Annotated in this window: 25 protein-coding genes; 17 read left to right on the top strand and 8 right to left on the bottom strand. The window is 71.7% G+C overall.

From position 1 onward, the window contains the following. Positions 1–8: 8 nt before the first annotated feature. From AC3AGO_RS34705 to AC3AGO_RS34695, 3 genes are read left to right on the top strand one after another with little or no spacing between them, the layout of a single operon-like run. Entirely contained in the window at positions 9–1,826 is a 1,818-nt protein-coding gene (locus AC3AGO_RS34705; RefSeq protein ID WP_487824278.1) for an ABC transporter permease subunit, read from the top strand. Then, positions 1,823–2,881, top strand: a complete 1,059-nt coding sequence (locus tag AC3AGO_RS34700; protein WP_487824277.1) for an ABC transporter ATP-binding protein — start codon at positions 1,823–1,825, stop codon at positions 2,879–2,881. Before AC3AGO_RS34705 ends, AC3AGO_RS34700 begins: the two co-directional genes overlap by 4 nt. Further along, positions 2,878–3,723, top strand: a complete 846-nt coding sequence (locus AC3AGO_RS34695; protein ID WP_487824276.1) for an ATP-binding cassette domain-containing protein — start codon at positions 2,878–2,880, stop codon at positions 3,721–3,723. The genes AC3AGO_RS34700 and AC3AGO_RS34695 overlap by 4 nt, the downstream gene beginning before the upstream one ends. Positions 3,724–3,734: 11 nt before the next feature. Here AC3AGO_RS34695 and AC3AGO_RS34690 read toward each other — a convergent pair whose 3' ends face one another. Both AC3AGO_RS34690 and AC3AGO_RS34685 read right to left on the bottom strand, forming a co-directional pair. Continuing rightward, a complete protein-coding gene (locus AC3AGO_RS34690) occupies positions 3,735–4,754 on the bottom strand; it encodes a hypothetical protein (RefSeq protein WP_487824275.1) in 1,020 nt (339 codons plus the stop codon). 137 nt (positions 4,755–4,891) lie between these two features. Beyond that, the gene (locus AC3AGO_RS34685; protein WP_487824274.1) at positions 4,892–5,809 is read right to left on the bottom strand and encodes a hypothetical protein; all 918 of its coding nucleotides are present in this window, start codon (positions 5,807–5,809) and stop codon (positions 4,892–4,894) included. 362 nt (positions 5,810–6,171) lie between these two features. Between AC3AGO_RS34685 and AC3AGO_RS34680 the strand changes: the two genes are divergently transcribed. Both AC3AGO_RS34680 and AC3AGO_RS34675 read left to right on the top strand, forming a co-directional pair. After that, the gene (locus tag AC3AGO_RS34680) at positions 6,172–6,510 is read left to right on the top strand and encodes an STAS domain-containing protein (RefSeq protein WP_487824273.1); all 339 of its coding nucleotides are present in this window, start codon (positions 6,172–6,174) and stop codon (positions 6,508–6,510) included. Positions 6,511–6,714: 204 nt separating this feature from the next. After that, positions 6,715–7,245: a GNAT family N-acetyltransferase gene (locus AC3AGO_RS34675; protein WP_487824272.1), complete on the top strand. Its 531-nt coding sequence runs from the start codon at positions 6,715–6,717 to the stop codon at positions 7,243–7,245. A 148-nt stretch (positions 7,246–7,393) separates the two neighbouring features. Here AC3AGO_RS34675 and AC3AGO_RS34670 read toward each other — a convergent pair whose 3' ends face one another. After that, entirely contained in the window at positions 7,394–8,623 is a 1,230-nt protein-coding gene (locus tag AC3AGO_RS34670; protein WP_487824271.1) for an MFS transporter, read from the bottom strand. Between the two features lie 27 nt (positions 8,624–8,650). Here AC3AGO_RS34670 and AC3AGO_RS34665 point away from each other — a divergent pair, with 27 nt between their 5' ends. Together AC3AGO_RS34665 and AC3AGO_RS34660 are read left to right on the top strand one after the other, a co-directional pair. Continuing rightward, positions 8,651–9,490 (top strand): AraC family transcriptional regulator, encoded by an 840-nt coding sequence (locus AC3AGO_RS34665; RefSeq protein ID WP_487824270.1) that lies wholly within the window; start codon positions 8,651–8,653, stop codon positions 9,488–9,490. Between the two features lie 210 nt (positions 9,491–9,700). Then, entirely contained in the window at positions 9,701–10,513 is an 813-nt protein-coding gene (locus AC3AGO_RS34660; RefSeq protein ID WP_487824269.1) for a hypothetical protein, read from the top strand. 149 nt (positions 10,514–10,662) lie between these two features. Here AC3AGO_RS34660 and AC3AGO_RS34655 read toward each other — a convergent pair whose 3' ends face one another. Beyond that, a complete protein-coding gene (locus AC3AGO_RS34655; RefSeq protein ID WP_487824268.1) occupies positions 10,663–11,487 on the bottom strand; it encodes an MBL fold metallo-hydrolase in 825 nt (274 codons plus the stop codon). A gap of 338 nt (positions 11,488–11,825) precedes the next feature. Here AC3AGO_RS34655 and AC3AGO_RS34650 point away from each other — a divergent pair, with 338 nt between their 5' ends. After that, on the top strand, positions 11,826–12,404 hold the full coding sequence (locus AC3AGO_RS34650; RefSeq protein WP_487824267.1) for a TetR/AcrR family transcriptional regulator: 579 nt from the start codon (positions 11,826–11,828) through the stop codon (positions 12,402–12,404). Positions 12,405–12,506: 102 nt separating this feature from the next. Beyond that, positions 12,507–14,168, top strand: coding sequence for a CocE/NonD family hydrolase (locus AC3AGO_RS34645; RefSeq protein ID WP_487824266.1), 1,662 nt, complete (start codon positions 12,507–12,509; stop codon positions 14,166–14,168). 140 nt (positions 14,169–14,308) lie between these two features. On the opposite strand, the gene AC3AGO_RS34640 is transcribed toward AC3AGO_RS34645, so the two are convergent. Together AC3AGO_RS34640 and AC3AGO_RS34635 are read right to left on the bottom strand one after the other, a co-directional pair. Then, positions 14,309–14,992, bottom strand: a complete 684-nt coding sequence (locus AC3AGO_RS34640; RefSeq protein ID WP_487824265.1) for an ABC transporter ATP-binding protein — start codon at positions 14,990–14,992, stop codon at positions 14,309–14,311. Next, entirely contained in the window at positions 14,989–16,077 is a 1,089-nt protein-coding gene (locus tag AC3AGO_RS34635) for an ABC transporter permease (protein WP_487824264.1), read from the bottom strand. Before AC3AGO_RS34635 ends, AC3AGO_RS34640 begins: the two co-directional genes overlap by 4 nt. Positions 16,078–16,258: 181 nt before the next feature. Here AC3AGO_RS34635 and AC3AGO_RS34630 point away from each other — a divergent pair, with 181 nt between their 5' ends. Both AC3AGO_RS34630 and AC3AGO_RS34625 read left to right on the top strand, forming a co-directional pair. Then, the gene (locus AC3AGO_RS34630) at positions 16,259–17,455 is read left to right on the top strand and encodes a sensor histidine kinase (protein WP_487824263.1); all 1,197 of its coding nucleotides are present in this window, start codon (positions 16,259–16,261) and stop codon (positions 17,453–17,455) included. Continuing rightward, positions 17,452–18,087 (top strand): response regulator, encoded by a 636-nt coding sequence (locus AC3AGO_RS34625; protein WP_487824262.1) that lies wholly within the window; start codon positions 17,452–17,454, stop codon positions 18,085–18,087. Before AC3AGO_RS34630 ends, AC3AGO_RS34625 begins: the two co-directional genes overlap by 4 nt. 53 nt (positions 18,088–18,140) lie before the next feature. Here the strand turns inward: AC3AGO_RS34625 and AC3AGO_RS34620 are convergent, their stop codons facing one another. Next, complete coding sequence (locus AC3AGO_RS34620) at positions 18,141–18,428, bottom strand: hypothetical protein (RefSeq protein ID WP_487824261.1); 288 nt, start codon at positions 18,426–18,428, stop codon at positions 18,141–18,143. Positions 18,429–18,585: 157 nt separating this feature from the next. On the opposite strand from AC3AGO_RS34620, the gene AC3AGO_RS34615 reads away from it, so the two are divergent. The 3 genes from AC3AGO_RS34615 to AC3AGO_RS34605 are packed head-to-tail and all read left to right on the top strand — an operon-like array spanning position 18,586 to position 19,953. After that, positions 18,586–19,215, top strand: coding sequence for a DUF2975 domain-containing protein (locus tag AC3AGO_RS34615; protein WP_487824260.1), 630 nt, complete (start codon positions 18,586–18,588; stop codon positions 19,213–19,215). Further along, positions 19,215–19,439 carry a helix-turn-helix domain-containing protein gene (locus tag AC3AGO_RS34610; protein WP_487824259.1) on the top strand — a complete coding sequence of 75 codons (225 nt, stop codon included), beginning with the start codon at positions 19,215–19,217 and terminating at the stop codon, positions 19,437–19,439. The genes AC3AGO_RS34615 and AC3AGO_RS34610 overlap by 1 nt, the downstream gene beginning before the upstream one ends. Before the next feature lie 37 nt (positions 19,440–19,476). After that, a complete protein-coding gene (locus tag AC3AGO_RS34605; protein ID WP_487824258.1) occupies positions 19,477–19,953 on the top strand; it encodes a hypothetical protein in 477 nt (158 codons plus the stop codon). A gap of 32 nt (positions 19,954–19,985) precedes the next feature. Here the strand turns inward: AC3AGO_RS34605 and AC3AGO_RS34600 are convergent, their stop codons facing one another. Continuing rightward, entirely contained in the window at positions 19,986–20,852 is an 867-nt protein-coding gene (locus AC3AGO_RS34600) for a helix-turn-helix transcriptional regulator (protein ID WP_487824257.1), read from the bottom strand. Positions 20,853–21,088: 236 nt separating this feature from the next. Between AC3AGO_RS34600 and AC3AGO_RS34595 the strand changes: the two genes are divergently transcribed. From AC3AGO_RS34595 to AC3AGO_RS34585, 3 genes are read left to right on the top strand one after another with little or no spacing between them, the layout of a single operon-like run. Beyond that, positions 21,089–21,412 carry a carboxymuconolactone decarboxylase family protein gene (locus AC3AGO_RS34595; RefSeq protein WP_487824256.1) on the top strand — a complete coding sequence of 108 codons (324 nt, stop codon included), beginning with the start codon at positions 21,089–21,091 and terminating at the stop codon, positions 21,410–21,412. 44 nt (positions 21,413–21,456) lie between these two features. After that, positions 21,457–22,299 carry an SDR family oxidoreductase gene (locus AC3AGO_RS34590; RefSeq protein WP_487824255.1) on the top strand — a complete coding sequence of 281 codons (843 nt, stop codon included), beginning with the start codon at positions 21,457–21,459 and terminating at the stop codon, positions 22,297–22,299. A gap of 33 nt (positions 22,300–22,332) precedes the next feature. After that, the gene (locus AC3AGO_RS34585) at positions 22,333–22,743 is read left to right on the top strand and encodes a (R)-mandelonitrile lyase (RefSeq protein ID WP_487824254.1); all 411 of its coding nucleotides are present in this window, start codon (positions 22,333–22,335) and stop codon (positions 22,741–22,743) included. Positions 22,744–22,782 lie beyond the last annotated feature (39 nt).

Here is a 22,782-nt window from a genome sequence, read left to right as displayed (position 1 = left end):
GCCGCGGCGTGAGGGGAACGACGAGGGCGGCGGTGGCGCGCGGCTGCGCGCTGGCGGCCGTGGCGGTGACCGTGGGGCTGCTGCCCTGGCTGTCGGGGAAGGATCCGGCGCTGACCGTGCTGCGGGCACGGTCGGCCGAACAGGAGCCGACCGCCGAGGCGTTGCGGGCCGTACGGGAGGATCTGGGCCTGGACGCGGGCCCGTTCCACCTGCTGGCGCAGTGGGGCGGCGGGCTGCTTCAGGGGGATCTGGGCACCTCGTGGGTATCCGGTACGCCGGTGCTGCCGTCGGTGCTGTCGGGGCTGGGCGTGTCGCTGTCCCTGATGGGCGCCTCGCTGGTGGTGGCCGTGGTGACGGCTGCCGCGTGGTGTGCGCCGGCCGTCGTGCGCGGGTCGCGGGGGCCGCGGTCCGTACGCCGTGGCCGGCAGCCGGGGTCCGGCGCGGGTGCTGCGATGTGCGCTGCCGTGCCCGAATTCCTGCTCGCCACCCTCCTGTTGATCGTGCTCGGCGTGTGGTGCGGCTGGCTGCCCACCTCGGGCTGGGAGGGCCCCGTCCACATGGTGCTGCCCGCGCTGGCGATGGGAGTTCCCGCCGGGGGTCTGCTGGGGCGGCTGGTCAGCGATGCGCTGCCCGCCGTGTTCACGGAGCGCTGGGCCGGGCTGTGGCGGGCCTCCGGTGTCACGCCGGTGCGTATCGCGGGTGCCGCGCTGCGCCGGGCCGCGCCCGCGTTGCTGCCGCAGTTCGGCATGGTGGCCGTCGGGTTGACGGGCGGGGCTGTGGCCGTGGAGACCGTGTTCGCCGTACCGGGCCTCGGGCGTACAGCACTTGGGGCGGCCAAGTCGCAGGATCTGCCCCTGTTGCAGGGCTCCGTGCTGGCGCTGCTCCTGCTGGGCCTCGCGGCCGGGGCGCTCGCGCACGTCGCGCGGGCGCGCATGCTGGGGCCCGGGCTGCGTGATGCGGCGCTGTCACTGCCCGTACCGCCGCGGCCCCAACCGACATTGCTGCGGCGGTTGTTGCCCGCCGCCGTCGCCGTGCTTCTTGCGGCTGTCGTGTGTGCCGGGCTGCTGCGCGATCCGTACGTCGTCGACACGCTGCACCGCCTGGCGCCGCCGTCCGCCGCCCATCCGCTGGGCACCGACGGGCTCGGCCGGGATGTGCTGGCCCGGCTCGGGCACGGCGCCGGAACCACTCTGGGCGTCGCCGCCGCGGTGTGCCTGGTCGCCTTCGTCTTCGCCCTGGCCGTCGGCTTCCTGCCGAACGCGTCGGCCGGTGCCGCGGACATCGCCAACGCACTGCCGCCGGTCATCGCCGGCATCCTCGTCGCCGCCGCGCTCGGCCCCGGAACCGCGGGCGCGTCCCTCGCCGTCGCGATCGTCTCGTGGCCGCCGCTCGCCGCGCACGCGTCCGCGCTCGTCCAGGAGACGCGCGCCGCGGGCCACTTGACCGCGCAGCGTGCCCTGGGCGCCCCGCCCGCGTGGATTCTCACCCGGCATCTGCTGCCCGCGGTCGTGGGCCCCGTGGCCCGGCACGCGGTGCTGCGGCTGCCCGGGATCGCGCTCGCCCTCGCCTCGCTCGGCTTCCTCGGCCTGGGCGCGCAGCCGCCCGCGCCGGAGTGGGGGCTGATGCTGGAGGAGTCGCGGCTGTACGTGGAGCGCGCCCCGTGGGCCGCGCTCGCTCCGGCCGCCGCCCTGGCGCTGCTGGCGGCCCTCGCGGTGTCGCTCTCCACCCTCGGCACGCCCGTACGACGCCCCGTCAGGCGCCGTGCCGCCAGGGTCATTTCGGCGGTACAGGGCCGTGACGCGGCGCGGGAAGGGGCTGCCGTATGAGCGCCGAAGGACTGCTGTCCGTCCGGGACCTGCGCGTCACGATGCGGGGTACCGCCCTGGTGCGCGGGCTGAGCTTCGACGCGTACGCGGGCGAGACCCTCGCCGTCCTCGGCGAGTCGGGAGCCGGCAAGTCACTGACCGCACAGGCCCTCCTCGGGCTGGCCCCGCACGGGGCGCACGTCGAGGGCGAGGTGCGGTTCGACGGCCGGCCCGTCACCGGGCACCGGACGCTGTGGGGACGGCGCATCGCGTACGTACCGCAGGACGCGCTGACGGCCCTCAGCCCCGTGCACACGGTCGGCGCTCAACTGGCCGCCGCCGTACGGTCGGTACGCGGAACCAGTCGGCGTACGGCATGGCGTACCGCCGTGCAGGCGCTGGAGCAGGTGGGGATTCCCGACGCGGAGCGCCGGGCGCGCGCTTATCCGCACGAGTTCTCCGGCGGGATGCGGCAGCGCGCCGTCATCGCCATGGCGACGGTCAACGAGCCCGACCTCCTCGTCGCGGACGAGCCGACGACCGCGCTCGACCCCCTCGTACAGGCGCGGATCCTGGAAACCCTCGCCTCCGTACGGGAGTTCACGGGCGCCGCGCTGGTGCTGGTCACCCACGATCTGGCGGTAGCCGCGCAGTACGCGGACCGGGTGCTGGTGATGTACGCGGGGCGCGCCGTCGAAACCGGCCCTGCGGAACGGGTGTTGACGCATCCCGGTGCCCCGTACACGGCGGGACTGCTCGCTTCCGCACCGCCCTGGCCCGAGAGCGGGACCGGTACCGGGCGCGGCTCCGGCTCCGGCGACAACACCGGCACCGGCCCCGGCCCCGGCCCCGGCACCGGCAGACGGTTGCTGCCCGCGATCGGGGGCACTCCCCCGCAGCCGCACGCGCTGCCGCCGGGCTGCCCGTTCGCGCCCCGCTGCCCGCTGGCGACGGACGAGTGCCGGGAGGACGAACCGGAGCCGCGCCCCGTGTCGGACGGTCATCTGGCGGCCTGCCACCGTACGGAGGCGCTGCCCGTCCCCGCCACGGACCTGTATCTGAGGAGCACCGCATGACCGGGGAACCCCTGCTGCGGGTCGGCGGGCTGTCGGTGCGCCGGGGTGGCACCACCGTTGTCGAGGACGTGTCCTTCGACGTCCACGAAGGGGAAACCCTCGCCCTCGTCGGGGAGTCGGGCAGCGGCAAGACCTCCACCGCGCTGGCCGTACTGCGGCTGCTGGACCCCGCCGCCGGTTCCGTCCTCTTCGAGGGCCGGGACCTGACGCGGCTCGGGGAACGGGAACTGCGTCCGCTGCGCGCCCGGTTCCAGCCGGTGTTCCAGGACCCGTACGGCTCCCTCAGCCCCCGCATGGCCGTCCGCGACATACTCACCGAGCCGCTGCGGATCCGCGCGGAACGCCGCGGGTTCCGCCGTCACACCGGAGGTGCGGGACAACTGGACGAACGGGCCAGGGAACTGATGGAGCTGGTCGGCCTCGACACGGAGCTGGCGAACCGGCGGCCCGGTGAGCTGTCCGGCGGCCAGTGTCAACGGGTGGGCATCGCACGGGCGTTGGCGGGCCGGCCGCGTCTGCTGGTGCTCGACGAGCCGGTGTCCGCGCTGGACGTCTCCGTACGCGCCGAAATCGTCAACCTGCTCACCCGCCTGCAGCGACAGCTGGGCCTGTCCTACCTGTTCATCTGCCACGACCTGCCCCTCGTACAGCACATCGCGGACCGTACGGCGGTCCTGCACGCGGGCCGCATCGTCGAACAGGCCCCAACAGAAGACCTGTTCAGCTCTCCGCGGCACCCCGCTGCGCGGGAGCTCCTGACAGCCGCCCCTGTCCCGCCGCGTGCCGGCGCGACGGACGGCCATGGCCCCCTCGCCCCGGCCTCGGGCCCCGGGCGGGCGTGAACGTTCAGGCGTCAGGCCGTGGCGTCCGCTGTGTCGTCGGCACCTCGGCGTGGGGCATGGCGCGACCGCAGGTTGTCGTGGAGGACCGCGAAGGCCGTGCACGTGAGCGGGAGGGTCAGGGCCGCGGTGACCAGGATGCCGACGATGACGGGGGCGAGGATGCCGGCGTAGTAGCCGGCGAAGAAGTTCCCCGTGGCCTGTTCGAGGAGGGTCCGTACGAGGGGGCGCAGCGGCAGGGCGAGTTGCACCACCAGCCGGAGCACGCCGGCGGTGAGCGCGGCCAGCGGCAGCGCGAGGCCGAGAACGCGGGCCCCTCCGGCGCGGGTCCACGTCAGCGACCAGGAACGGCCCAGGGCCGCGAAGGGGCCGAGGCCGTCGGCCGCGGCGGCCGGGGCGAGGGTGAGCGCGAGGCGCAGCAGCACGGCGGCGAAGACGGCCGCCAACGGGGAGTTCTCGACGAGTGTGTGGGCCCACGACCCGCGTTCCAGGTACTGGTCTTCGGTGTCGATCTGGTAGCCGGTGAAGCTGTCCGCCACGACGGCGACGAGCAGCGGCAGGGGCCATACGATCAGGGCGCGCAGCGCGTACACGGCGAGCACCGGCCGCAGCCGCGCGCGGACCGCGGTACGCAACCAGCCCTGCTCCGACGGCACTTGAGTTCCCGCTGCGACGGTCCGGGAGCACGCACTCTGCAGGGCCGCGCTGCCGGCGCCGAGGAGGAGCAGGAAGATCGGGAGCGTGCAGAGGGCGACCAGCGCGAGGCCGGTGCCGTCGTGCAGGTAGGGATCCTCGACGTGGCGGTACCAGTTGACTTGGTTCCGCATACGGGTGAAGACGGGCCAGGCGAGCGCGAATATCGCGGCCGTCATCAGCAGCCCGGCCAGTCCGGACAGGCCGACGACGCGTACCGTCGCACCCGCCACCGCCCTCCGGTGCCTCCGCAGGACGGCGAACGTCGCAACAATGACGCCGCGTTGCGGGTCCCCGCCCGTCGGTGGTGTGGTGCCGTCGTGCTGTGTGGTGCGCGTCACGGGCGAGCCTTCTGTGCGTTCCGGGTTCGTTCCCGGTGGGGACGCGGGGCGGACCGGGCGCGGTTCTCCGGACGCGGCCCGGTCGCTTCCGGGCCCTGCACGCCGGCTGACAACGGCTGCGGGTCGGTGACTCTGCGCTACGTGATGCGGTGGTGGTCGCGGAGGATCGTCAGCGCCTGCACCGTCGCGCAGCCGCGCCACTCCAGCGCGGCGGCCGGGGCGCGCGAGATCCAGTCGACACACCAGCCGCCGTCGGCCTGTTGGGCGGCGGCGAGCTGCTCGATCTCGTCCTCGACCGCGGTGGCGTCGACCAGTTTGCGGATCGGGCGGCCGGGGCGCGGGGCGAAGTCCAGCAGGCGCATCGCTTCACCCTCCGCGCCGCCCTCCACGCCCAGTCCGCCGCCCCGGTGGGGCAGATGGACCGCCAGGCGCTCCAACTCCTCGGCCGCCCACGGGAAGTCGTCGTGCACGGTGTCCAGGAAGTCCATCACGAAGCGGAAGGCGATGGCGCCGGGCGGCTCCGTCAGCGCGGTGATCTCGCGGCGGCAGAACTCCGTCGCGCGGGCGAGCCAGCCGTGTGCTGCCACCCGCGTGTCGTGCCGGCCCACCCGGTGCGCGGCGGCCGCCAGTTCGCTGGTCATGTGCAGCGACGAGACCCCCGGGTCGCTCTCGCCCCAGAACGGGGCCGCACCGGCCGCGTCGGGTCCTTCGAACGGCAGGGCGAAGGGGAGGCCGCCGTCGGGCAGGGAGATCCCGTCCAGCCAGTCACACAGCTGCTCGGCCTGCGGGAACACGGCCGGGCCGCATTCCTCCAGGGCTTCGAACGCATGCAGCGCCGCCACCGGCTGGCTCCCCCGCGTCCGCAGATCCGGCTCCAGTCCCCACTCGAAACCGCCGTCGGCGTTCCGGAATCCGTCCAACGCGGCGGCCACCGCCTCCGGTGCGCCGCTCCCCTGCCACAGGTCGAAACGCCGCCGCTCCAGGAGCCGGCCGTGCGTCGTCAAGAAGGCGGCCGCTGCCGCCACGTCCACGTCACTCGCTTCTGTGTCGCTCATACCGCCACTCCACACCGTCGCTTCCGGCCCGGTCTTGAACAGAACAGACACACATCCGTACGGCCGGGACGCCTGCCGCGGGCCCGCCCGCGGCACATACCGCACAGGGCTCGTCTGCCGTCCGGCCGCCTGCCGGCAGTCGAGCGGAGCGCTGCCGTCGGCCGGTCGGGGTGTGCCGTACGACGACTGTGGGGGCTTCGGGTACAGCAGAGTCACGATGGGTGACATTTCGCGGCTTTCCGACGGTCGAGGGGCATGTCTGTGGGGTATATGCCAGACAGCCCTCCGAGAACGTGCTCGCCCTCCCCCGGACCGCCGGCCCCCAAGCGAGTGCCTCTACGGCGGGCGAGGAGGACGGATCCGTGAGCTTTGCGGTCAAGCAACCCGCCCCCGGCTGCGTTCTGGTGATACTGCGAGGCGAGTTGGAAGTCGACCTGCTCCACGACTACGCCGTTCCGGCCCTCGCCTCTCCGCACTGTCAGACCGTGCTGCTGGACGTCGACGGCGTCACCTACCTCGACAACGACAGCTTCTACGCACTGCTGGCCCTGGCCCTCAAGGCACGCAGCCAGCACAAGAGCTTCGCGCTGATAGGTGAATGCCCCCGCCTGCACCGCATGATCTACCGTACGGGCACCGCCGCGTACCTTCCCGTGCAGACCTGCACCGACGAGGCCGTACGGTCAACCTGCCTCAACTGACCGGCAGTTGACCCCGCGGCGCCCTGGTTCGCCGACAGTACCGGCCTCCGGCCCGCCCCTCGCCTCCACACCCCGTACGGGCCGCCCCGACGCGTCGCCCTCGTACGCCCCTCCGCGCGAGCGCCGAAAACCCATGGCGCGGCGTCGAAGCCGGGCGGAGTATCGACGAGCGGACACCCCGCGCGGCTTCGGAAGGGGAACGCCATGGTCGGCCGGGTCGAACTTCGCGCGGTGGACGAGGAGTTCCTGGCGGGCCTTCTCGCCGTGGCCGTCGCCGACGCCGAGCCCGAGGACGTCATGCCGCCTGTACCCGGACCGCCGGGCTGGACCGCGCAGCGGCAGGAGACCTTCCGCGAGTGGCACCGTGCCCGCCGGACCGGCCTCTCGGGCCCGCTCCGCGAGGCCACGTACGCGATCACCCACACCGGGCTCATCGTGGGCTCGGCCCGCCTCGCCCGGGGCCCGCGCCACGATGTCCTGGAGACGGGCGTGTGGCTTGGCCGTACCCACCGTGGGCGCGGTATCGGCACCGCCGCCCTGCACCTGTTGCTCGGCGAGGCGTCGGCAGCCGGGGCGCAGGCCGTTGTCGCGGAGACCACCGTCCACAACACGGCAGCGCTCGCCGCCCTGCGGAACAACGCCGCCGCACTCACCCACGAGGACGGCGCCCGTATCCGCGCCCAACTTCCGCTCGTCCAGCCGCAAATGCCCGTACCTCCTGACTCTGCCTCCTGAGGGCCGCGACGTCTCCCGAACGCCGAGACGCGCCAACTCCCGTACGGTGCACGGTCATTGTCGCCCGGACTCCGCGAGTCCGCCCTGGCAGCCATACGCATCGGCGAGGCACGGCGGCCGTACACACCAACTCCCGTACGGGGCACGGTCACCGCTGCCCGGCGCCCGCCCTGGCGCCCGTACGCATCGGCAGGACGCCCACGAGCAACCCGGCGGTCGCGAAGGTGATGCCGAGGGCGACGACGGCGGGCCAGCCGTCGGCTGTCCAGGCGAGTGAGCCTAGGAGGGAGCCGAGGGCGATGCCGAGGAAGCGGAGGGTGAAGTAGAGCGTGTTGAGCCGGTTGTGGGTGGCGGGGTCGAGGGTGAACAGGACGGTCTGGTTGGCGGCTTGGCTGCCCCACACGCCCACATCCAGCACGATGACGCCCAGGACCAGCCACCACAGGTAGGTGCCGCCGGGCAGCAGGCTGGAACCGCCGGGCAACAGGACGAGCCAGCCCACGATGACCATGCCGATGAGCAGCGCGAGGGCCCCGCGCCGCCCCAGCCGGTCGGCCACCCGCCCGGCCCACGGCGAGGCGAGTGCGCTGGCCGCGGCGACCAAGCCGAACAGTCCGATCCGCGTCGACCCGTAGTGGTAGTCGGTCTCCAGCAAGAAGGTCAGCGTCGTCCAGAACGCACCGAAGGCGATGCCGACCAGTCCTCCGGAGACGACGATCCGTCGTACCAGCGGGTGGGAGGCCAGGCGCGGCAACGAGGCCAGCGACGCGCGGTAGCCGAGGGTGCTGCGCGCCGGGACCTGGGGCAGGGCCCGCCACAGCAGGAGGGCGAGCACCAGGGTCAGCGCACACGAGCACACGTACACGCCGCGCCAGCCCGCCACCTCCGCGAACGCGCCCGAGTAGGCGCGCGAGGCGAGTACGCCGACGAGCAGTCCGCCCTGCACCGTGCCGACGATCCGCCCGTTTCCGCCCTCCTGCCCCTCGGAGAGCAACAGTGCGAGCGGCGTGACCAGTTGGGGAATCGGCGAGAGGAGTCCGACGGCGAAGCTGGCGGCGATGAGCCACCAGACGTTGGGTGCCAGTGCGCACAGGACCAGTGCGAGCGTGGAGGCCGCGGTGAGCCGGAGGATCAGGCGGCGGCGGTCGCCGGTGTCGCCCGCCGGGACGATCAGCAGGATGCCTGCCGCGTATCCCAGCTGAGTGGCGGTGGGAATGGAGCCGATGAGGTCGGGGCCGGCGCCGAGCGACTGGGCCATGGCGCCCAGGAGCGGCTGGTTGAGATAGACGTTGGCGGCGGTCAGAGCGCTGGTCACCGCCAGCAGGAGGGTCAGCGAGCGGGTGGGCAGGCGGCTGGTCGGAGAGTCTGGTGCGTTCACATGTGGCAACGCTAAGACGGTCGCCTGGTGGCACACTTTCGTGGGAACGCCACTGTCTATCGAGAGTGCGCCATGTACGGGAAGAGCGAGCACCGCGACGACTATCAGGACGTGCCGAGACCCGTCGCGGCCATGGCCCGTGACCTGCCGGACGGCCATCACATCCCCGCCCACCGGCACCGGCGCGCCCAGCTGATCTACGGCACGACCGGCGCGATCACGGTCGTCACCGGGCACGGTACGTGGGTGGTTCCGGCCACCCGCGGAGCGTGGGTGCCGGCCGGTACGACCCACGCGATGACGTGCGCGGGGGCGGTGGCGATGCGGACGCTCTACATCGAGCCGGAGGCGGTCGGCCTGCCCGCCGGCCCGACGGTCGTCTCCGTCTCACCGCTGCTGAGGGAGCTCATCGACGAGGCGACGCGGCTGCCCGTCGAGTACGACCGCGACGGGCGCGACGGCAAGGTCATGGACCTCCTCCTGCTCAGCCTGACCCCGCAGCCCGTACCGGCGCTGCACCTGCCCGCCCCTGACGATCCGGAACTCAACGCCCTGTGTACGGCGATCCGTTCGGACCCCGCCGCCCCGTGGACGACCGCCGACGCCGCGGCCCACACCCACATGAGCCCGCGCAGTCTCCAGCGCCGATTCACTGCCGCAACCGGTATGAGCCCCGCCCGCTGGGTGCAGCAGGCCCGGCTCGTCCACGCCGTCACCCTCCTCGCCAAGGGCACCCCGATCACCACGATCGCCTCGGCCGTCGGCTACAGCACCCCCAGCGCCCTCACCGCGATGTTCCATCGAGCCCTCGGCACGGCCCCCACCACATACTTCACCCACCTCCCCGACGCGCACCGCGACGCCTGACGCCTGACGCCTCACGCCGGCCGCGCGTCGAGGTAATGCGGTGTCACCCACCCCTGCCGCGGCCGGCTCTCGGCGGCCTCGCCGTACGGCACTTCGGCCCGGACCCGTCACACGGCATGCGCGAGGTCGGGACGTTCGCCTCTGCTGCGGGCCACTGCTGGCCGCATACGGTTCATATCGTCCCCTCCACGCCGATTTCGGACGAGAGCCATGCAGCGCACTGAACCGTTCCACCGTTGCCAGATCACCCTCGGCGCAGGAGACATGATCTCGCCGGACTGGTGCACCGAACGCTTCGCGCCTGTTCTGCTGAACCTTCCGGAGGACGCGCCGGCCACCGGGACAGGACTGGACACGCTGCTCCTGTACGACGAGGTCGTCCGCAAGCGCCGCCTGCAGATCTACTTCACGCCGTTCGACGGGATCGACCGGCACGCCAAGGTCCTTCTCGTGGGCATCGCCCCCGGCCACCAGCAACTGACCGCGGCCGTCCAGGCCGCCACGTCAGCGCTGCGCCAGGGCGACGACATCGACCAGGCGATACGACGGGCGAAGGCATCCTCGGCCTTGGCCGGCAGCATGCGCACCAATGCCGTCGAGATGCTCGACGACATCGGCCTGGCAGAGGCCCTCGGCCTGTCTTCCACCGCCGACCTCTTCGACCCGGACTGCGATCTGGCGCGCAGCACCTCGGCGATCTGCCACGCCGTGTTCGTCGACGGCAAGAACTACACGGGGCACGGCCTCACCATCGAGTCGGCCCCGATCCTGCGCGCCTTCACCGACCGAGTGCTCGCAGCCGAACTCGCCGCCACACCTGACGCCCTGGTCATCCCCTTCGGTGGCGCGGCCTCTCAAGCGGTCGACCGCGCCCTCTCCGCAGCCGGCCTCCCCGCCCACCGCCTGCTGCGCGGCTTCCCCCACCCCTCGGGCGCGAACGGCCACCGCTGGCGGCAGTTCGAAGACAACGCGGCCGACCTCGCCCGCACCGTGGCTGCCTGGGCAGCCCAGTCGTCCGGCTGAGTTACCGGCGCCGCGGGGCCGTTGGTGACGCGGCATCAGTTCGCCCCACGACACCCGCGCACCCTCGCGAACCCGGGCCGAAGAGCGGACACCCGCATCGTCAGCTCCGACCGACGACCCGGGCCCGGTGAACCTTCGCCGTCACAGCACTAGTTGGGCGTCCCGTCGCGCTCACCTCTTCCGGCGACGCGCTTGGCCTGTCCGCTGTGCACATCGCTCACCCACTCCCAGCCCGGCTTGGCCGAGGGGCCGATCCGCGGGTCGTCGGGATCGTGGCCGTCGCGCAAGGCATGCATGTACGCCCGGTCCTGGTCGATCCGTACGCGTACCTCACCGGCTCCGCCGACAGCCCCGTGACCGGGGACGAGGACATCAACGCCCGCCACACCCTCGAGCAGCCGCAGCCCGGCAAGGTAGTTCTCCACCGGGTCCGTGGTGTCGTCGAGCATCGGCACCAGGACGTCGGAGAGCATGTCGCCGGCGACGAGCACACCGTGCTCCTCGATCAACAGCGCCGCATGGCCCGGGGCGTGCGCCGGATGCTCGATGATGCGGACCTCGGGGCCGTCCCAGGGAATCCGCTCGGTTCCGGCAGGCAGACCGGTGATGAGGCCGAACAGGTCCAGTGGCACGTCGTCGGCGATTTCCGGCGGCAGCCCCGCTGCGACGCAGGCCCTCCAGCCCGGATCCGACAGCAGTTCTCGCATGTACGCGGCACAGCGGGCCGTACCGTAACGGGGCGCCTCGCCGAGTTCGGCGTGCCAGAGCACGTGATCCCAATCAGGATGCGTCGAGAAACCTGCCACCACGGGCTGGCCCATCTCGCGGAGGTCGTGCGCGAGGCAGGTCATTTCGTCGTCCCGAATCCCCGGGTCGATGAGCAGCACGCCGGCCCGGCCCTGCACGACAACGGAATTGTTCTGCAGCAACTCGCTCTGGTGGTTCTGCACACCCTCCGCGACCTGTCTCAGCACGGTGGCCCCCTCAGCTCGTGACGTGGGACCGCTCCCCGGGACGCTACTCCTGGCCGGTCGCCCTACACACGGAAAGGCGCGACCACCGCGCCTCCAGCGCTGTGCGATCGGACACCGCCGCACACCGACCGCCACGCCCACCGACCGGCCCGGCGAACCCATGCCCTGAAAGCGCTGGCGCGCCTGCCCGGTCGGCGTTTCCACCGGCGGTATGCCGGCGATCGACCTCGAGTTGTCGAACTAGACAGATTAGGCCCAATGTGTAAAGTTGAATTGTGAGTCTTGGTGAGGAGCGTGATGACGATGCAGGTCGGGCAGCGGGAAGCGCAGGTGCGCGCGTGACGGGCGAGAGTGAGCGGGCACGGTCGCGCAGTGAGGAGATCGCGGACGCCGCGGTGCCGGTGTTCTTGCGCTTCGGCCTGCGGAAGACCTCCATGGACGACCTCGCCGTGGCGGCCGGGCTCTCCCGTCAGGGCCTGTACCTGCATTTCAAGAACAAGCAAGAGATCTTCCAGGCCACCCTGCAGCGCCTGGTGGCCCAGTCCCAGGCCGCCGTCGCCCGGGAACTGGCCAGAGCGGACCTGTCGGCGCACGAGCGGCTGTTCGCCGCCTTCAACGCCATGCATGGAGCCTCCGCCACGGCGACAATCCAAGAGGTGAGTGAACTCCTCACCGCGACAAGCACGTTGGGGGAATCGCTGCTGCGGGACCTGGAGTGCTTCGTCATCGACGCGGTGGCCGACGTTCTACGCGCCGAGGGAGCACCGGAGCGCACACCGGGCATCTGCGCCGAGGACCTCGCCCACCAACTGCTCGCCGTCGCGGCCGGCGTCAAGACCCTCACCACCGTCCCGCCCGACGACCGCGCCCGGCACATGCAGGCCGCCATCGCCCTCGTACTCGGCCCGGCCGAGTAGCGGCCGCGGCGTTCCCAGGCTCGCCAGACGCGCGGTACGTCACCGCCGAAACCACACCATCCCGAAACTTACCGTCCCGAAACACCCCCCACAGGAGCCGACATGGATGTGACAGTCGAAGAGAACGTCCCCGCCAAGATGCGCGACGGCACCGTCCTGCGCGCGGACGTCTACAGGCCCGTCGCCGAGGGCCCCTACCCCGTACTGCTGTCCCGCCTGCCGTACGGGAAGAACGTCCCAGTGGCGGTCGGCATGCTGGACCCGATCACGCTGGCCCGGTCCGGATTCATCGTCGTTGTCCAGGACACCCGGGGCCGGTTCGCCTCGGACGGTGACGTGTGGGAGCCGTGGACGTACGAGATGGACGACGGCTACGACACGGTGCGCTGGGCCGCCCAACTGCCGGACGCCAACGGTCGGGTCGGCATGATCGGGGGCAGCTATCTCGGCAACACGCAGTGGACGGCCGCGCTGTCGAAGCCTCCGGAGCTGATGGCGATAGCCCCCGAGATCACGTGGTCCGATCCGCACGACGGTCTGTGGGCGCGGGGCGGGGCCATCGAGTTCGCGCTCAATGTCTGGTGGGCGCTCGGGCAGGGGGCGGACACTTTGACCCGTCGGCACGCCGAGGCCCCGGCCGCCCTCGGGGCCCTGATCCATGACCTGGACCAGGCCGTCCCCGCCACCCACTGGGAGCTTCCGTCCGGCCGCCACCCCGCCTTCCAGCGCCATCAAATCCACGACCTGGGCTTCGAGCACGCGCTGCGGGACCCCGAGTGGAGCGCGAACTGCCGGGTCGCCGGCCGCCACGCGGAGGTGGATGTGCCGAGCCTCAACCTCGGAGGCTGGTACGACGTATTCAGCCAGGGCACGCTGGACAACTTCACCGAAAGCCGCGCGGCGGGACGGTCGACGCACCTGATCGTGGGCCCCTGGACGCACACGAACCGGTCCGGACAAATCGGCGATGTCAACTTCGGGATGGCCGCCGGCATCGACCTGCTGGGCATGCGCGGGTCGTTCACCGACCTGAAGGCCGCCTGGTTCAAGCAGTGGCTCATCCCCGGCGAAGCGCCCGCGTCGCCGGAGCTTCCTCCGGTGCTGCTGTTCGTGATGGGGAAGAACGAGTGGCGTGAAGAGCAGGAGTGGCCGCTGTCCCGCGCCGTGGACACCGACCTGTTCCTGCGCGCCGACAGCTCGCTCTCCTTCGACACCCCTGCCTCCGGCGAGGGCAGCGACACCTACGTATACGACCCCGCCGACCCGGTACCCACGACCGGCGGCCCCCTGGTGATGGCCCGCGAATTCCGCCCCGGCCCGCTCAACCAGGCACCGGTGGAGAAGCGCTCGGACGTCCTCGTCCACACCAGCGAACCGCTGACCGAGGACCTGGAGGTGACCGGACGAGTGCAGGCGGTGATCCACGCGGCCACGGACGCGCCCTGCACGGACTGGGTGGTGCGCCTGTGCGACGTCGACCCCGACGGCGTATCGCTCAACGTCGTCGACGGAATCGTGCGGGCCCAGACCACCCCGGGTGAATTCGCCGAGCATGCCGTGGACCTGTGGTCGACCAGTTACGTCTTCCGCGCCGGCCACCGGCTGCGGGTACACGTGACCTCCAGCAGCTTCCCGCGCTGGGACCGCAACCTCAACACCGGCGAACCCGTCGACACGGCAACGGAGTTCCGCCCGGCACGCCAGGAGATCGCGCACGACGCCGACCGGCCCTCGCGCCTGATCCTCCCCGTCGTCCGGTCCTGACCACCACGCGAGCGCGGCCGGTCCGTACATGGATCGGATCGGCCGCAGCAGCTGACCCCAGCACTTCAGGCCCGTCTTCCGGCCGGCGTGGTGGCTGGCGAGCCTGCCCTTCGGCAGGATGCGGACCGTCCCGCTGTGGACTACCGCGCCGCGGAGGGCAGCCGTAGATGCCCGTCGTGGCCTTCGGCGATGTGGTCGACCGCGGTGAGGTGGGTGGGGTCGTGGGTGACGAGGACGGTCGCGGTGGCGTTCTGGTGGGTGAGGCGGGTGATCAAGTCGATGACGGCGGCGCCGCGTTCGTGGTCCAGGGCGCTGGTGGGCTCGTCGACGAGCAGCACGGTGGGGTCGTTCATCAGGGCGCGGGCGATGTTGACGCGCTGGAGCTGGCCGCCGGAGAGCTGGTGGGGGCGTCGGCCTGCCTTGTCGGCCAGTCCGACCGCGTCCAGCAGTTCCATGGCGCGCGGGCGGGCCCTGGCGGGAGAGCGGCCGTCGATCTGGGCCATGACCTGGAGCTGTTCGGCGGCGGTCAACGAGGCCACGAGGTTGGGCTGTTGGAAGACGATGCCGACCTTGTGGCGGCGCAGTTCGGTCAGTTCGGCGCGGGTCATGCCGGTGGTGGTCGTGCCGTCGATGGTCACGGTGCCGGTGTCAGGGGTGATGAGGGTGGCGGCCACCGCGAGGAGGCTGGACTTGCCGGAGCCGGAAGGGCCCACGACGGCAGTCAGGTTGGCCTTGGGTACGTCGAGGCTGACCTGGTCGAGGGCGGTCAGGCGGCTGTCGCCGTCGGGGTAGGTGAGGGTGATGTCGGTCAGGTGCAGGCTCATCGGGTGCTCCCCAGGGCGGTCAGCGGGTCGACGGACGTGATGCGGCGGATGGACAGCGCGGCCCCGAACGCGCCGAGCACGATCAGTACGGCGGCGGGCACGAGCACGGTCGCGGGTGTCAGCGAGAAGGGCACGGGGCCTCCCGAGATGGCCGCGCCGATGCCGGCAGCCAGCGCCGTACCCAGCAGGGTTCCGCCGGTGAGCAGCACCAGGGCCTGGCCCAGCGCGTCGCGCAGCAGGTTGGCGGTGGAGGCGCCCAGCGCCTTGAGTACGGCGACGTCACCGCTGCGCTGGATCGTCCACACGGTGAAGAAGGCGCCGATGACGAGCGCTGAGATGGCGAAGAGGAAGCCGCGCATCATCTGCAGCGAGCCGTTCTCGGAGGAGTAGGAGCCGATCGCGGACAGCGAGTCGTCCTTGGCGACCGTACGGGTGCCGGCTGCGGCGTCGGCGGCCTGGAGGCCGATTCCTGAGCCGGTGCTCAGCGCGATGACGGTGGCGGTGGGCCCGTCGTTCTTGCCTGTCGGGGGTGTGGTCTTCTGCCACGTGTCGAGGCTGGTGTAGATGACGGGGGTGTGGCTGAAGGAGGCGTCGCCGCTGACGCCGGCCACGGTCAGCTTCTGTCCGGCGAGGGTGAAGGTGTCGCCCGGCTCGGCTCCCAGGTCGTCGGCGGCTGTGGTGGAGAGGACCGCGCTGTGGTCGTCGAGCCGGTTGCTCTCGGGAGCCAGGGAGGAGCCGGGCCGCACGCCGAAGGCGGAGACGCCGACGTTCTTGCCGCCGGAGCCGGCCTTGGTGGTGGAGATGCCCAGCGGTTCGGCGCTCTCGACGCCGGGGGTCTTCGCCCACTGCTGCCACTGGTCCCGGGTGACGGTGGAGTCGGCGTAGGACAGGTCCTCGCCGTCGCCGGGCGCGTTGAAGGCGATCTTGTCGGCGGGCAGCCCGGTGATCGCGGAAATGTTCTGCTGCCCCAGCCCGCCCGTCAGCCCGGACAGCAGCCCCACCAGCAGGGTGATGAGCACGATGACGGTTCCCATCAGGGCGAAGCGCCCCTTGGCGAACCGCAGATCCCTCCAGCCGACAAACATGTCGTGACCTGCCCTTTCATACGGTGGGAGCAACGTGGAAGCGATACAGCCCCACCGTCGCCGCCGCACCGTGCCCGGGGCATCGCGCGCAGGACAGATCTTCGCGGGCCGAAAGGCGGCAGCCGAGTTCTCACTTTCGATGGATGCCTGCGGCCGGTGGCCTCCGTACGCTGGATTGATCATGGCGAAGCCGACTCCCACCACCCGGGCGCTGACCTGGTGCCTGCACCTGCTCATGGCCGGCCTGCTGGCGCTGGCCGCGGGAAGGGCCGTGGCCGACGCCGCGCCGCACGCCGGCGCGGTCGTCTCGACGGCGGTGGCGCTGGCGGGGGTGTACGCGGTGGGTCCGCTGCTGCCGCGCGTGAGCCGCTCGCGGCGGGCCGCCGCCGTGTGGCTGGCTGCCGTGGGCGTCGTCTGGCTGGTGCTGCTGGCGCTGTCGGCCGACGGCGTGTGGGTGGCCTTCCCGCTCTACTTCCTCCAGCTGCATCTGCTGCCGCGCCGCAGCGCCCTGGTGGCCGTGGCCGCCACCGCGCTCGCGGCGATCGCGGCCTTCTCGGCGCACCAGGGCGTCCTCACCCTGGCCACCGCCATCGGCCCGGCCCTGGGCGCCGCGGTGGCCGTGGCGGTGGTGTGGGGTTACCAGGCCCTGTACCGGGAGAGCGAACAGCGACGCCGGCTGATCGAGGAACTCAACGCCGCGCGCGCCGACTTGGCCCGGGCCCAGCACACCGCGGGCGTACTGGAGGAGCGCCAGCGCCTCGCCCGCGAGATCCACGACACCCTCGCCCAGGGCCTGACCAGCATCCAACTGCTGTTGCGCGCAGCCGAACGCGCCCTGCCCGAACGTCCCGAGGCAGCCGGCGGGCACGTCGGGCAGGCCCGCCAGGCCGCCCTCGACAACCTCGCGGAAGCCCGCCGCTTCGTCGCCGCCCTCGCCCCGCCGGCGCTCGAAGACACCACGCTGGCCGGTGCGTTGGAGCACCTGTGCGCCACGACCAGTACGCGCCATCCGCTCACCGCCCGCTTCCAGCTCACCGGCGCTCCCACGCCGATGCCGGACGCGTACGAGGCCGCGCTGCTGCGCATCGCCCAGTCGGCGCTCGGCAACACGGTCCGGCACGCCGACGCCACCACCGCCGAGGTCACCCTCAGCTATCTCGGTGACCACGTCGCCGTCGACATCGTCGACAACGGACACGGCTTCGACCCCGGCCGACTGCCCGAACCCGACCCGGAAGCCGGCGGATTCGGTCTGGCGGCCATGCGCGCCCGCGTCCACGCCCTCGGTGGCACACTCACCCTCGAATCAGCGCCCGGCCGCGGCACCGCGCTGGCCGCCCAACTGCCCCTAGACTCCCCTCCCGAGGCCCGCCCGTGACCGAGACGCCCATCCGCCTGCTGCTGGCCGACGACCATCCCGTCGTACGGGCCGGACTGCGCGCCGTGCTGGAGACCGAACCCGGCATCGACGTGGTGGCCGAGGCCGCCACAGGCGAGGACGCCGTCACCCGCGCCGAAGCGGGCGACATCGACGTCGTCCTGATGGACCTTCAGTTCGGTACGGGCATGAACGGCGTCCAGGCCACCGCCGCCATCACCGGCCGGCCCCAAGCGCCCCGGGTCCTGATCGTCACGACCTACAGCGCCGACGCCGACACCGTGCCCGCCATCGAAGCCGGCGCCACCGGCTACCTCCTCAAGGACGCCCCGCCCGAGGAGTTGGCCGCCGCCGTACGCACGGCAGCAGCGGGCCGCATCACGCTGGCGCCCAGCGTCGCGGACCGGCTGATGAACCGTCTGCGCTCCCCCGGCCCTTCCCTGACCCGCCGCGAGACGGAAGTGCTGGTCCTGGTCGCCGAAGGGCTGTCCAACCAGGACATCGGCAGCCGCCTCCACCTCACCGAAGGCACCGTCAAGTCCCACCTGGTGCACATCTACGCCAAGCTCGACGTCGACTCCCGCACGGCCGCCGTCGCCACGGCCACCGAACTCGGCCTCATCCGGCGCTGAACCGGCGCGGTCCGGAGCCGGTGATCGGGCCGGCTGACGTTCCCGTAGGGGCCTCAGGCGCTGAAAGCCCAGACCAGATAGACGGGTCCGGCGAAGCCGATGAGCCCGAGGGTCGTACCGGCGAGCGCCGTCCACAGCCGGCCGACACCTCGGCGTGCGTAGTGGATGCCCATCGCACCGAAGGTGAGGGCGAGCGGCCCGCCGATGATCGCCAGCGGGAACGCGAAGAGCGAGAGCGCGGGCACCCAGCCGACGACGGACAGCGTGCCGAGGACCAGGGCGGTCGGACCCAGGGCAACGGCGGGGCTGTCGGTTTGGCCGCGTACAGCAGTGTCAGGCATGCCATTTCCCCTCGTTGAGCGGCATGACCTTGCCTGTTGATCGTACCGACAGGGGGGCAGCGGGCGGTATGGCCCCGACACCGCCTTGTCGATAGTCGATATTATCGACTATCGTTCTTATCGAAACGCGATAAGAAACGGGGAAGGGGACACGGCCATGCAGGAGACCCGGCTGACCAGGAGCCTGGTGACATTGACTTCGGCACTGACGGCGCTGAGCGGGCTCGCCTTCGCCGGCATGGCCTTGGTGCATCTGACGTCGGCCGAGGGGATCACCGTGCAGACGGACTTCCTCGCCAACGCGCCCCTGAAGGGCGGGGGTCCGGCGGTCTCGGACGGCGTGGAGGTCATCGGCGGCAGCGTCACCGGACTCGTCCAGCACGACCCGTCCCTCGCCCAGCGCGCGGCCGACCTCGGCCTCCGGCTGCCGTGGTACCTCTTCGGGTTCGTCGCACTGCTGCTGCTCTCGCGACTGCTGGCGACCGCGCTGCGCGACGGCCCGTTCAGCGACGCGGTGCCCCAACGGCTGCGTACGCTCGGCTGGTTCGTCGCCGTCGGCGGGCCGGCCGCGACTTTCGTCACCGGCTGGTCGCAGGTCTTCCTGGAGTCGAGCATGGTGCCGCAGGTCGAGGGGAAGCCGTACTTCTCCCTGTTCAGCATGCCGTGGGAGCCGATGGACAACGCCCTCCCCTGGTCCATGCTCCTCACGGGTCTCGCTGCGGTGATCTTCGGGAGGATCATGCGCGAGGGCGTGCGGATGCGTGAGGATCTCGAAGGGACCGTCTGATGCCCGAGGAGGATGCGCACGGCATCCAGGTCCATCTCGACCGCGTCCTCGAAGAGCGCGGCATGACGCTCACCGAGCTCGCCGAACGCGTGGGCATCACCATCGTCAACCTGTCGGTGCTGAAGAACGGCCGCGCCAAAGCCGTCCGGTTCTCGACCCTCTCGAAAATCTGCCGCGAGCTGAACTGCCAGCCCGGCGACCTTCTTACGTACGACGGCGACTGACAGCGCGCCCGACTGACCCTCCAGAAGAGAGACGTACATGACGAACAAGATGAAGGCCCTCATCGGTGTCTGCGCGGTGCTCATAGTCGGCCAGACTGTCGTCCCGGCGGCCGCCTCTGCGCTCAAGGAGCACAACGACGGCTTCCCCGACGCCTTCAACGACGCCGTCCTGCACGAGAGAGTCGCCGCCTTCCCGACCGTGGCGGCATCCCAGGACCGCGGAGACCTGATCCTCCGCGCCCCCGACTGGGCCCCGCGGGACGCCACCGGCGTGAAGGTCAAGGCGGACACCACGAGCCAGGCCCAGGTCGTGCGCTTCACCCTCGCCGATACACCGCTGCGCCACGTGAAGCGTCAACAGTGCAACCCCGGGGAGGACTTCGAAGAGCCCGCACTCGCCGCCGGCTGGGGACCGAAGGACGCCGGAGCGGGCCGGTGCGGGGAGATGGGCGACTACACGACCATGACGAAGGGCGCCACGGTCTACGCCTGGCGCAACGACGACCTCAACTGACAGGCGCCCGGGGGCGTCTGAAGCCGCAGCCGCTACTGCCGCGCGGAGGTCTCCTCCGTCGCGGCCCAGGCGGCGAGGAGTTGGAGCTTGTCGTGGTCGGGGGTGTTCGGCGGGGCGCTGTACGCGGTGAGGGTCAGGCCCGGCTGGGCGGGGAGTTCCATCGCGTCGAAGTCGAAGGTGATCTCGCCGATGGCGGGGTGCCGGAAGGCTTTGCGGCCGGTGTAGTGCAGGCGCACGTTGTGTTTGGCCCAGGCGGTGCGGAACTCGTCGCTGCGGGTGGCGAGTTCGCCGATCAGCCCGGTCAGTTCGCTGTCGCCCGGGGCGCGCCCCGCCTCGGTGCGCAGCAGGGACACGGTGGTGTTCACGGACTCCTCCCAGTCCGGGAAGAAGTCGCGCCCGGTGGGGGCGAGGAACTGGAAGCGGGCGATGTTGACGGGCTCGGGGGCGTCGTCGGCGTACAGCGGTGAGTAGAGGGCGCGGCCGAGGCGGTTGGTGGCCAGCACGTCCAGGCGGCCGTTGCGGATGAAGGCCGGCGAGTCGGTCATGGAGTCCAGGACGCGGCGGACGCTGTCCGGCAGGGGGCCGCGGGTGCGCTTCGTACGGCGGGCGGGCCGCTTGGCGACGGCGCGTGCCAGGTCGTAGAGGTGGGCGCGTTCGGCGTCGTCGAGCTGGAGTGCGTTGGCGACGGAGTCGAGGACCTCTTCGGAGGCGCCGGCGAGGCGGCCGCGTTCCAGCCGTACGTAGTAGTCGATGCTGACGCCGGCGAGCAGGGCGACTTCTTCGCGGCGCAGGCCCGGTACGCGCCGGTTCCCGCCGTACGCGGGCAGCCCGGCCTGCTGCGGGGTGATCTTTCCGCGGCGGGAGGCCAGGAAGGCGCGGATGTCGCTCTCGGTACTCACGCATCCCAGGCTAAGCCGGTCGGCGGACCCGTGGGGGGTCCTGTCAGTACCTGGATCATCAGGCCCTTCTCCACCGTGTTGACCTGCCGTTTCCTGGATATCGGCAGCGGTTGGAGCCCTCCCGGCAGCAGTCGGGAACAGGGTCGCAGCGGCTGCCGCGGGACCGGCCCGGCCACACAGTGGCCCGTGCCGACCCCGCCGTTGTGACCCGAGAACCGAGGAACCGAGGAGCCGTCATGCCGAAGCAGTCCGCACCCCAGGAGCTGGCCGGGATCGCGCCGAAGCTGGTCGAGGTCACCGACGACGTCCTGTTCGGCGACGTGTGGGAGCGCCCCGGGCTCTCCCCGCGCGACCGCAGCCTCGTCACGGTGAGCGTGCTGGCCGCGCTGTACCGCGGCGAGCAGCTCGGCTACCACCTGGGCGTGGCCCTCGACAACGGGCTCAGCGTCGAGGAGCTGTCCGAGGCGATCACCCACCTGGCCTTCTACGCGGGCTGGCCCAACGCCATGACCGCGGTCAACCAGCTCAAGAAGATCGCCGACGAGCGCGGCGCCGCCTGACCCCACTGACCCACCCCGCAGCACGTACGGAGCGACATCCCCTCATGAGCAAGGTCTTCTTCATCACCGGCGCCGGACGCGGCCTGGGCGCGGACATCGCCCGCCGGGCCCTGGCAGCCGGCCACCAGGTCGTCGCCACCGGCCGCCGTCCCGAGGGCGTACTGGAAGCCCTCGGCGGCGAGCAGGACAACCTCCTGACCACCGCCCTCGACATCACCGACTCCGGCGCCGCCGAGACGGCCGTCCAGGCTGCCGTCGACCGCTTCGGACGCATCGACGTACTGATCAACAACGCGGCCAACTTCTACGCCGGGTTCTTCGAGGAACTCTCCGAGGCGCAGATCCGCGCCCAGATGGAGACGAACCTGTTCGGGCCGATGAACGTCACCCGGGCCGTGCTGCCCGTCATGCGGGCACAGCGTTCCGGGCACGTCATCACCCTCTCCTCCCTCGCCGGCGCGATCGGCGTCGACTTCTGTGTCGCCTACTCGACCGCCAAGTTCGGCGTGGAGGGCTTCATGGAGTCCCTGCACCACGACGTCGAGCCGTACGGCATCCGCACCACCATCGTCGAGCCGGGCTTCTTCCGTACGGAACTGCTGGTGGACGCCTCCACGACGTACGCGGAGCTGTCGGTCGACGACTACGCCGAGCGCACCGCCGAGACGAAGAAGGTCTGGGAGTCCATGAACGGGCAGCAGGCCGGCGACCCGGTGAAGCTCGCCGACGCGCTGCTCGCGGTCGCGGATCTGGAGCAGCCGCCGCTGCGGTTCGTCGCCGGTGACGACTGCCTCCAGGCCGTCGAGGCGAAGGCCAACGAGCTGCTCGCCCAGGTGGAAGCCTCCCATGAGCTGGGCTCCGGCCTCGCCCACGCGGACGCCGTCTGACACTCGCCCCACTGACCCGCACAGGAGACGACCATGGAACACACCACCTCGACCCCCACCGTGAAGACCCCGGCGGAGCGCTTCACCGGCGACGTCTACCTCAACCTGCTGGAGGCTCCGTCCGAGCCGGCGCGGCTGGCCGTGGGGCACGTACGGTTCACGCCCGGCGCCCGTACCAACTGGCACTCGCACGCCAACGGTCAGACTCTCGTCGTCACCGACGGCGTCGGCCTGGTCGGCACCCGGGACGGCGATGTCGTCCGCGTCAGCGCCGGTGAGACCGTCAAGTGCCCGGCCGGTGAGGAGCATTGGCACGGCGCCACGGACGCCAATCTCATGGCCCACATCGCCATCGTCGTCGGCGACGGGAACGGCGACGGCACCACTTGGCTGGAGCCGGTCACCGACGAGCAGTACGCCGCGGCGCTCTCCGCCACCAAGTAGCCTCCGGCGGCAGCCGGGCCCAACAGCGGCCGCTGGACA

This window comes from Streptomyces sp. BL1, from assembly GCF_057628045.1.
Note: the sequence above shows the minus strand (reverse complement) of the source record. Positions and strands in the feature narration are given on the sequence as shown.

Excerpts from the sequence above, each read along its gene's own strand:
- AC3AGO_RS34695 (WP_487824276.1), top strand. The coding sequence starts at position 2,878 with ATGACCGGGGAACCCCTGCTGCGGGTCGGCGGGCTGTCGGTGCGCCGG.
- AC3AGO_RS34630 (WP_487824263.1), top strand. The coding sequence starts at position 16,259 with ATGGCGAAGCCGACTCCCACCACCCGGGCGCTGACCTGGTGCCTGCAC.
- AC3AGO_RS34605 (WP_487824258.1), top strand. The coding sequence starts at position 19,477 with ATGACGAACAAGATGAAGGCCCTCATCGGTGTCTGCGCGGTGCTCATA.
- AC3AGO_RS34635 (WP_487824264.1), bottom strand. The coding sequence starts at position 16,077 with ATGTTTGTCGGCTGGAGGGATCTGCGGTTCGCCAAGGGGCGCTTCGCC.
- AC3AGO_RS34685 (WP_487824274.1), bottom strand. The coding sequence starts at position 5,809 with ATGAGCGACACAGAAGCGAGTGACGTGGACGTGGCGGCAGCGGCCGCC.
- AC3AGO_RS34675 (WP_487824272.1), top strand. The coding sequence starts at position 6,715 with ATGGTCGGCCGGGTCGAACTTCGCGCGGTGGACGAGGAGTTCCTGGCG.
- AC3AGO_RS34590 (WP_487824255.1), top strand. The coding sequence starts at position 21,457 with ATGAGCAAGGTCTTCTTCATCACCGGCGCCGGACGCGGCCTGGGCGCG.
- AC3AGO_RS34700 (WP_487824277.1), top strand. The coding sequence starts at position 1,823 with ATGAGCGCCGAAGGACTGCTGTCCGTCCGGGACCTGCGCGTCACGATG.
- AC3AGO_RS34610 (WP_487824259.1), top strand. The coding sequence starts at position 19,215 with ATGCCCGAGGAGGATGCGCACGGCATCCAGGTCCATCTCGACCGCGTC.
- AC3AGO_RS34585 (WP_487824254.1), top strand. The coding sequence starts at position 22,333 with ATGGAACACACCACCTCGACCCCCACCGTGAAGACCCCGGCGGAGCGC.
- AC3AGO_RS34660 (WP_487824269.1), top strand. The coding sequence starts at position 9,701 with ATGCAGCGCACTGAACCGTTCCACCGTTGCCAGATCACCCTCGGCGCA.
- AC3AGO_RS34640 (WP_487824265.1), bottom strand. The coding sequence starts at position 14,992 with ATGAGCCTGCACCTGACCGACATCACCCTCACCTACCCCGACGGCGAC.
- AC3AGO_RS34645 (WP_487824266.1), top strand. The coding sequence starts at position 12,507 with ATGGATGTGACAGTCGAAGAGAACGTCCCCGCCAAGATGCGCGACGGC.
- AC3AGO_RS34595 (WP_487824256.1), top strand. The coding sequence starts at position 21,089 with ATGCCGAAGCAGTCCGCACCCCAGGAGCTGGCCGGGATCGCGCCGAAG.
- AC3AGO_RS34620 (WP_487824261.1), bottom strand. The coding sequence starts at position 18,428 with ATGCCTGACACTGCTGTACGCGGCCAAACCGACAGCCCCGCCGTTGCC.
- AC3AGO_RS34615 (WP_487824260.1), top strand. The coding sequence starts at position 18,586 with ATGCAGGAGACCCGGCTGACCAGGAGCCTGGTGACATTGACTTCGGCA.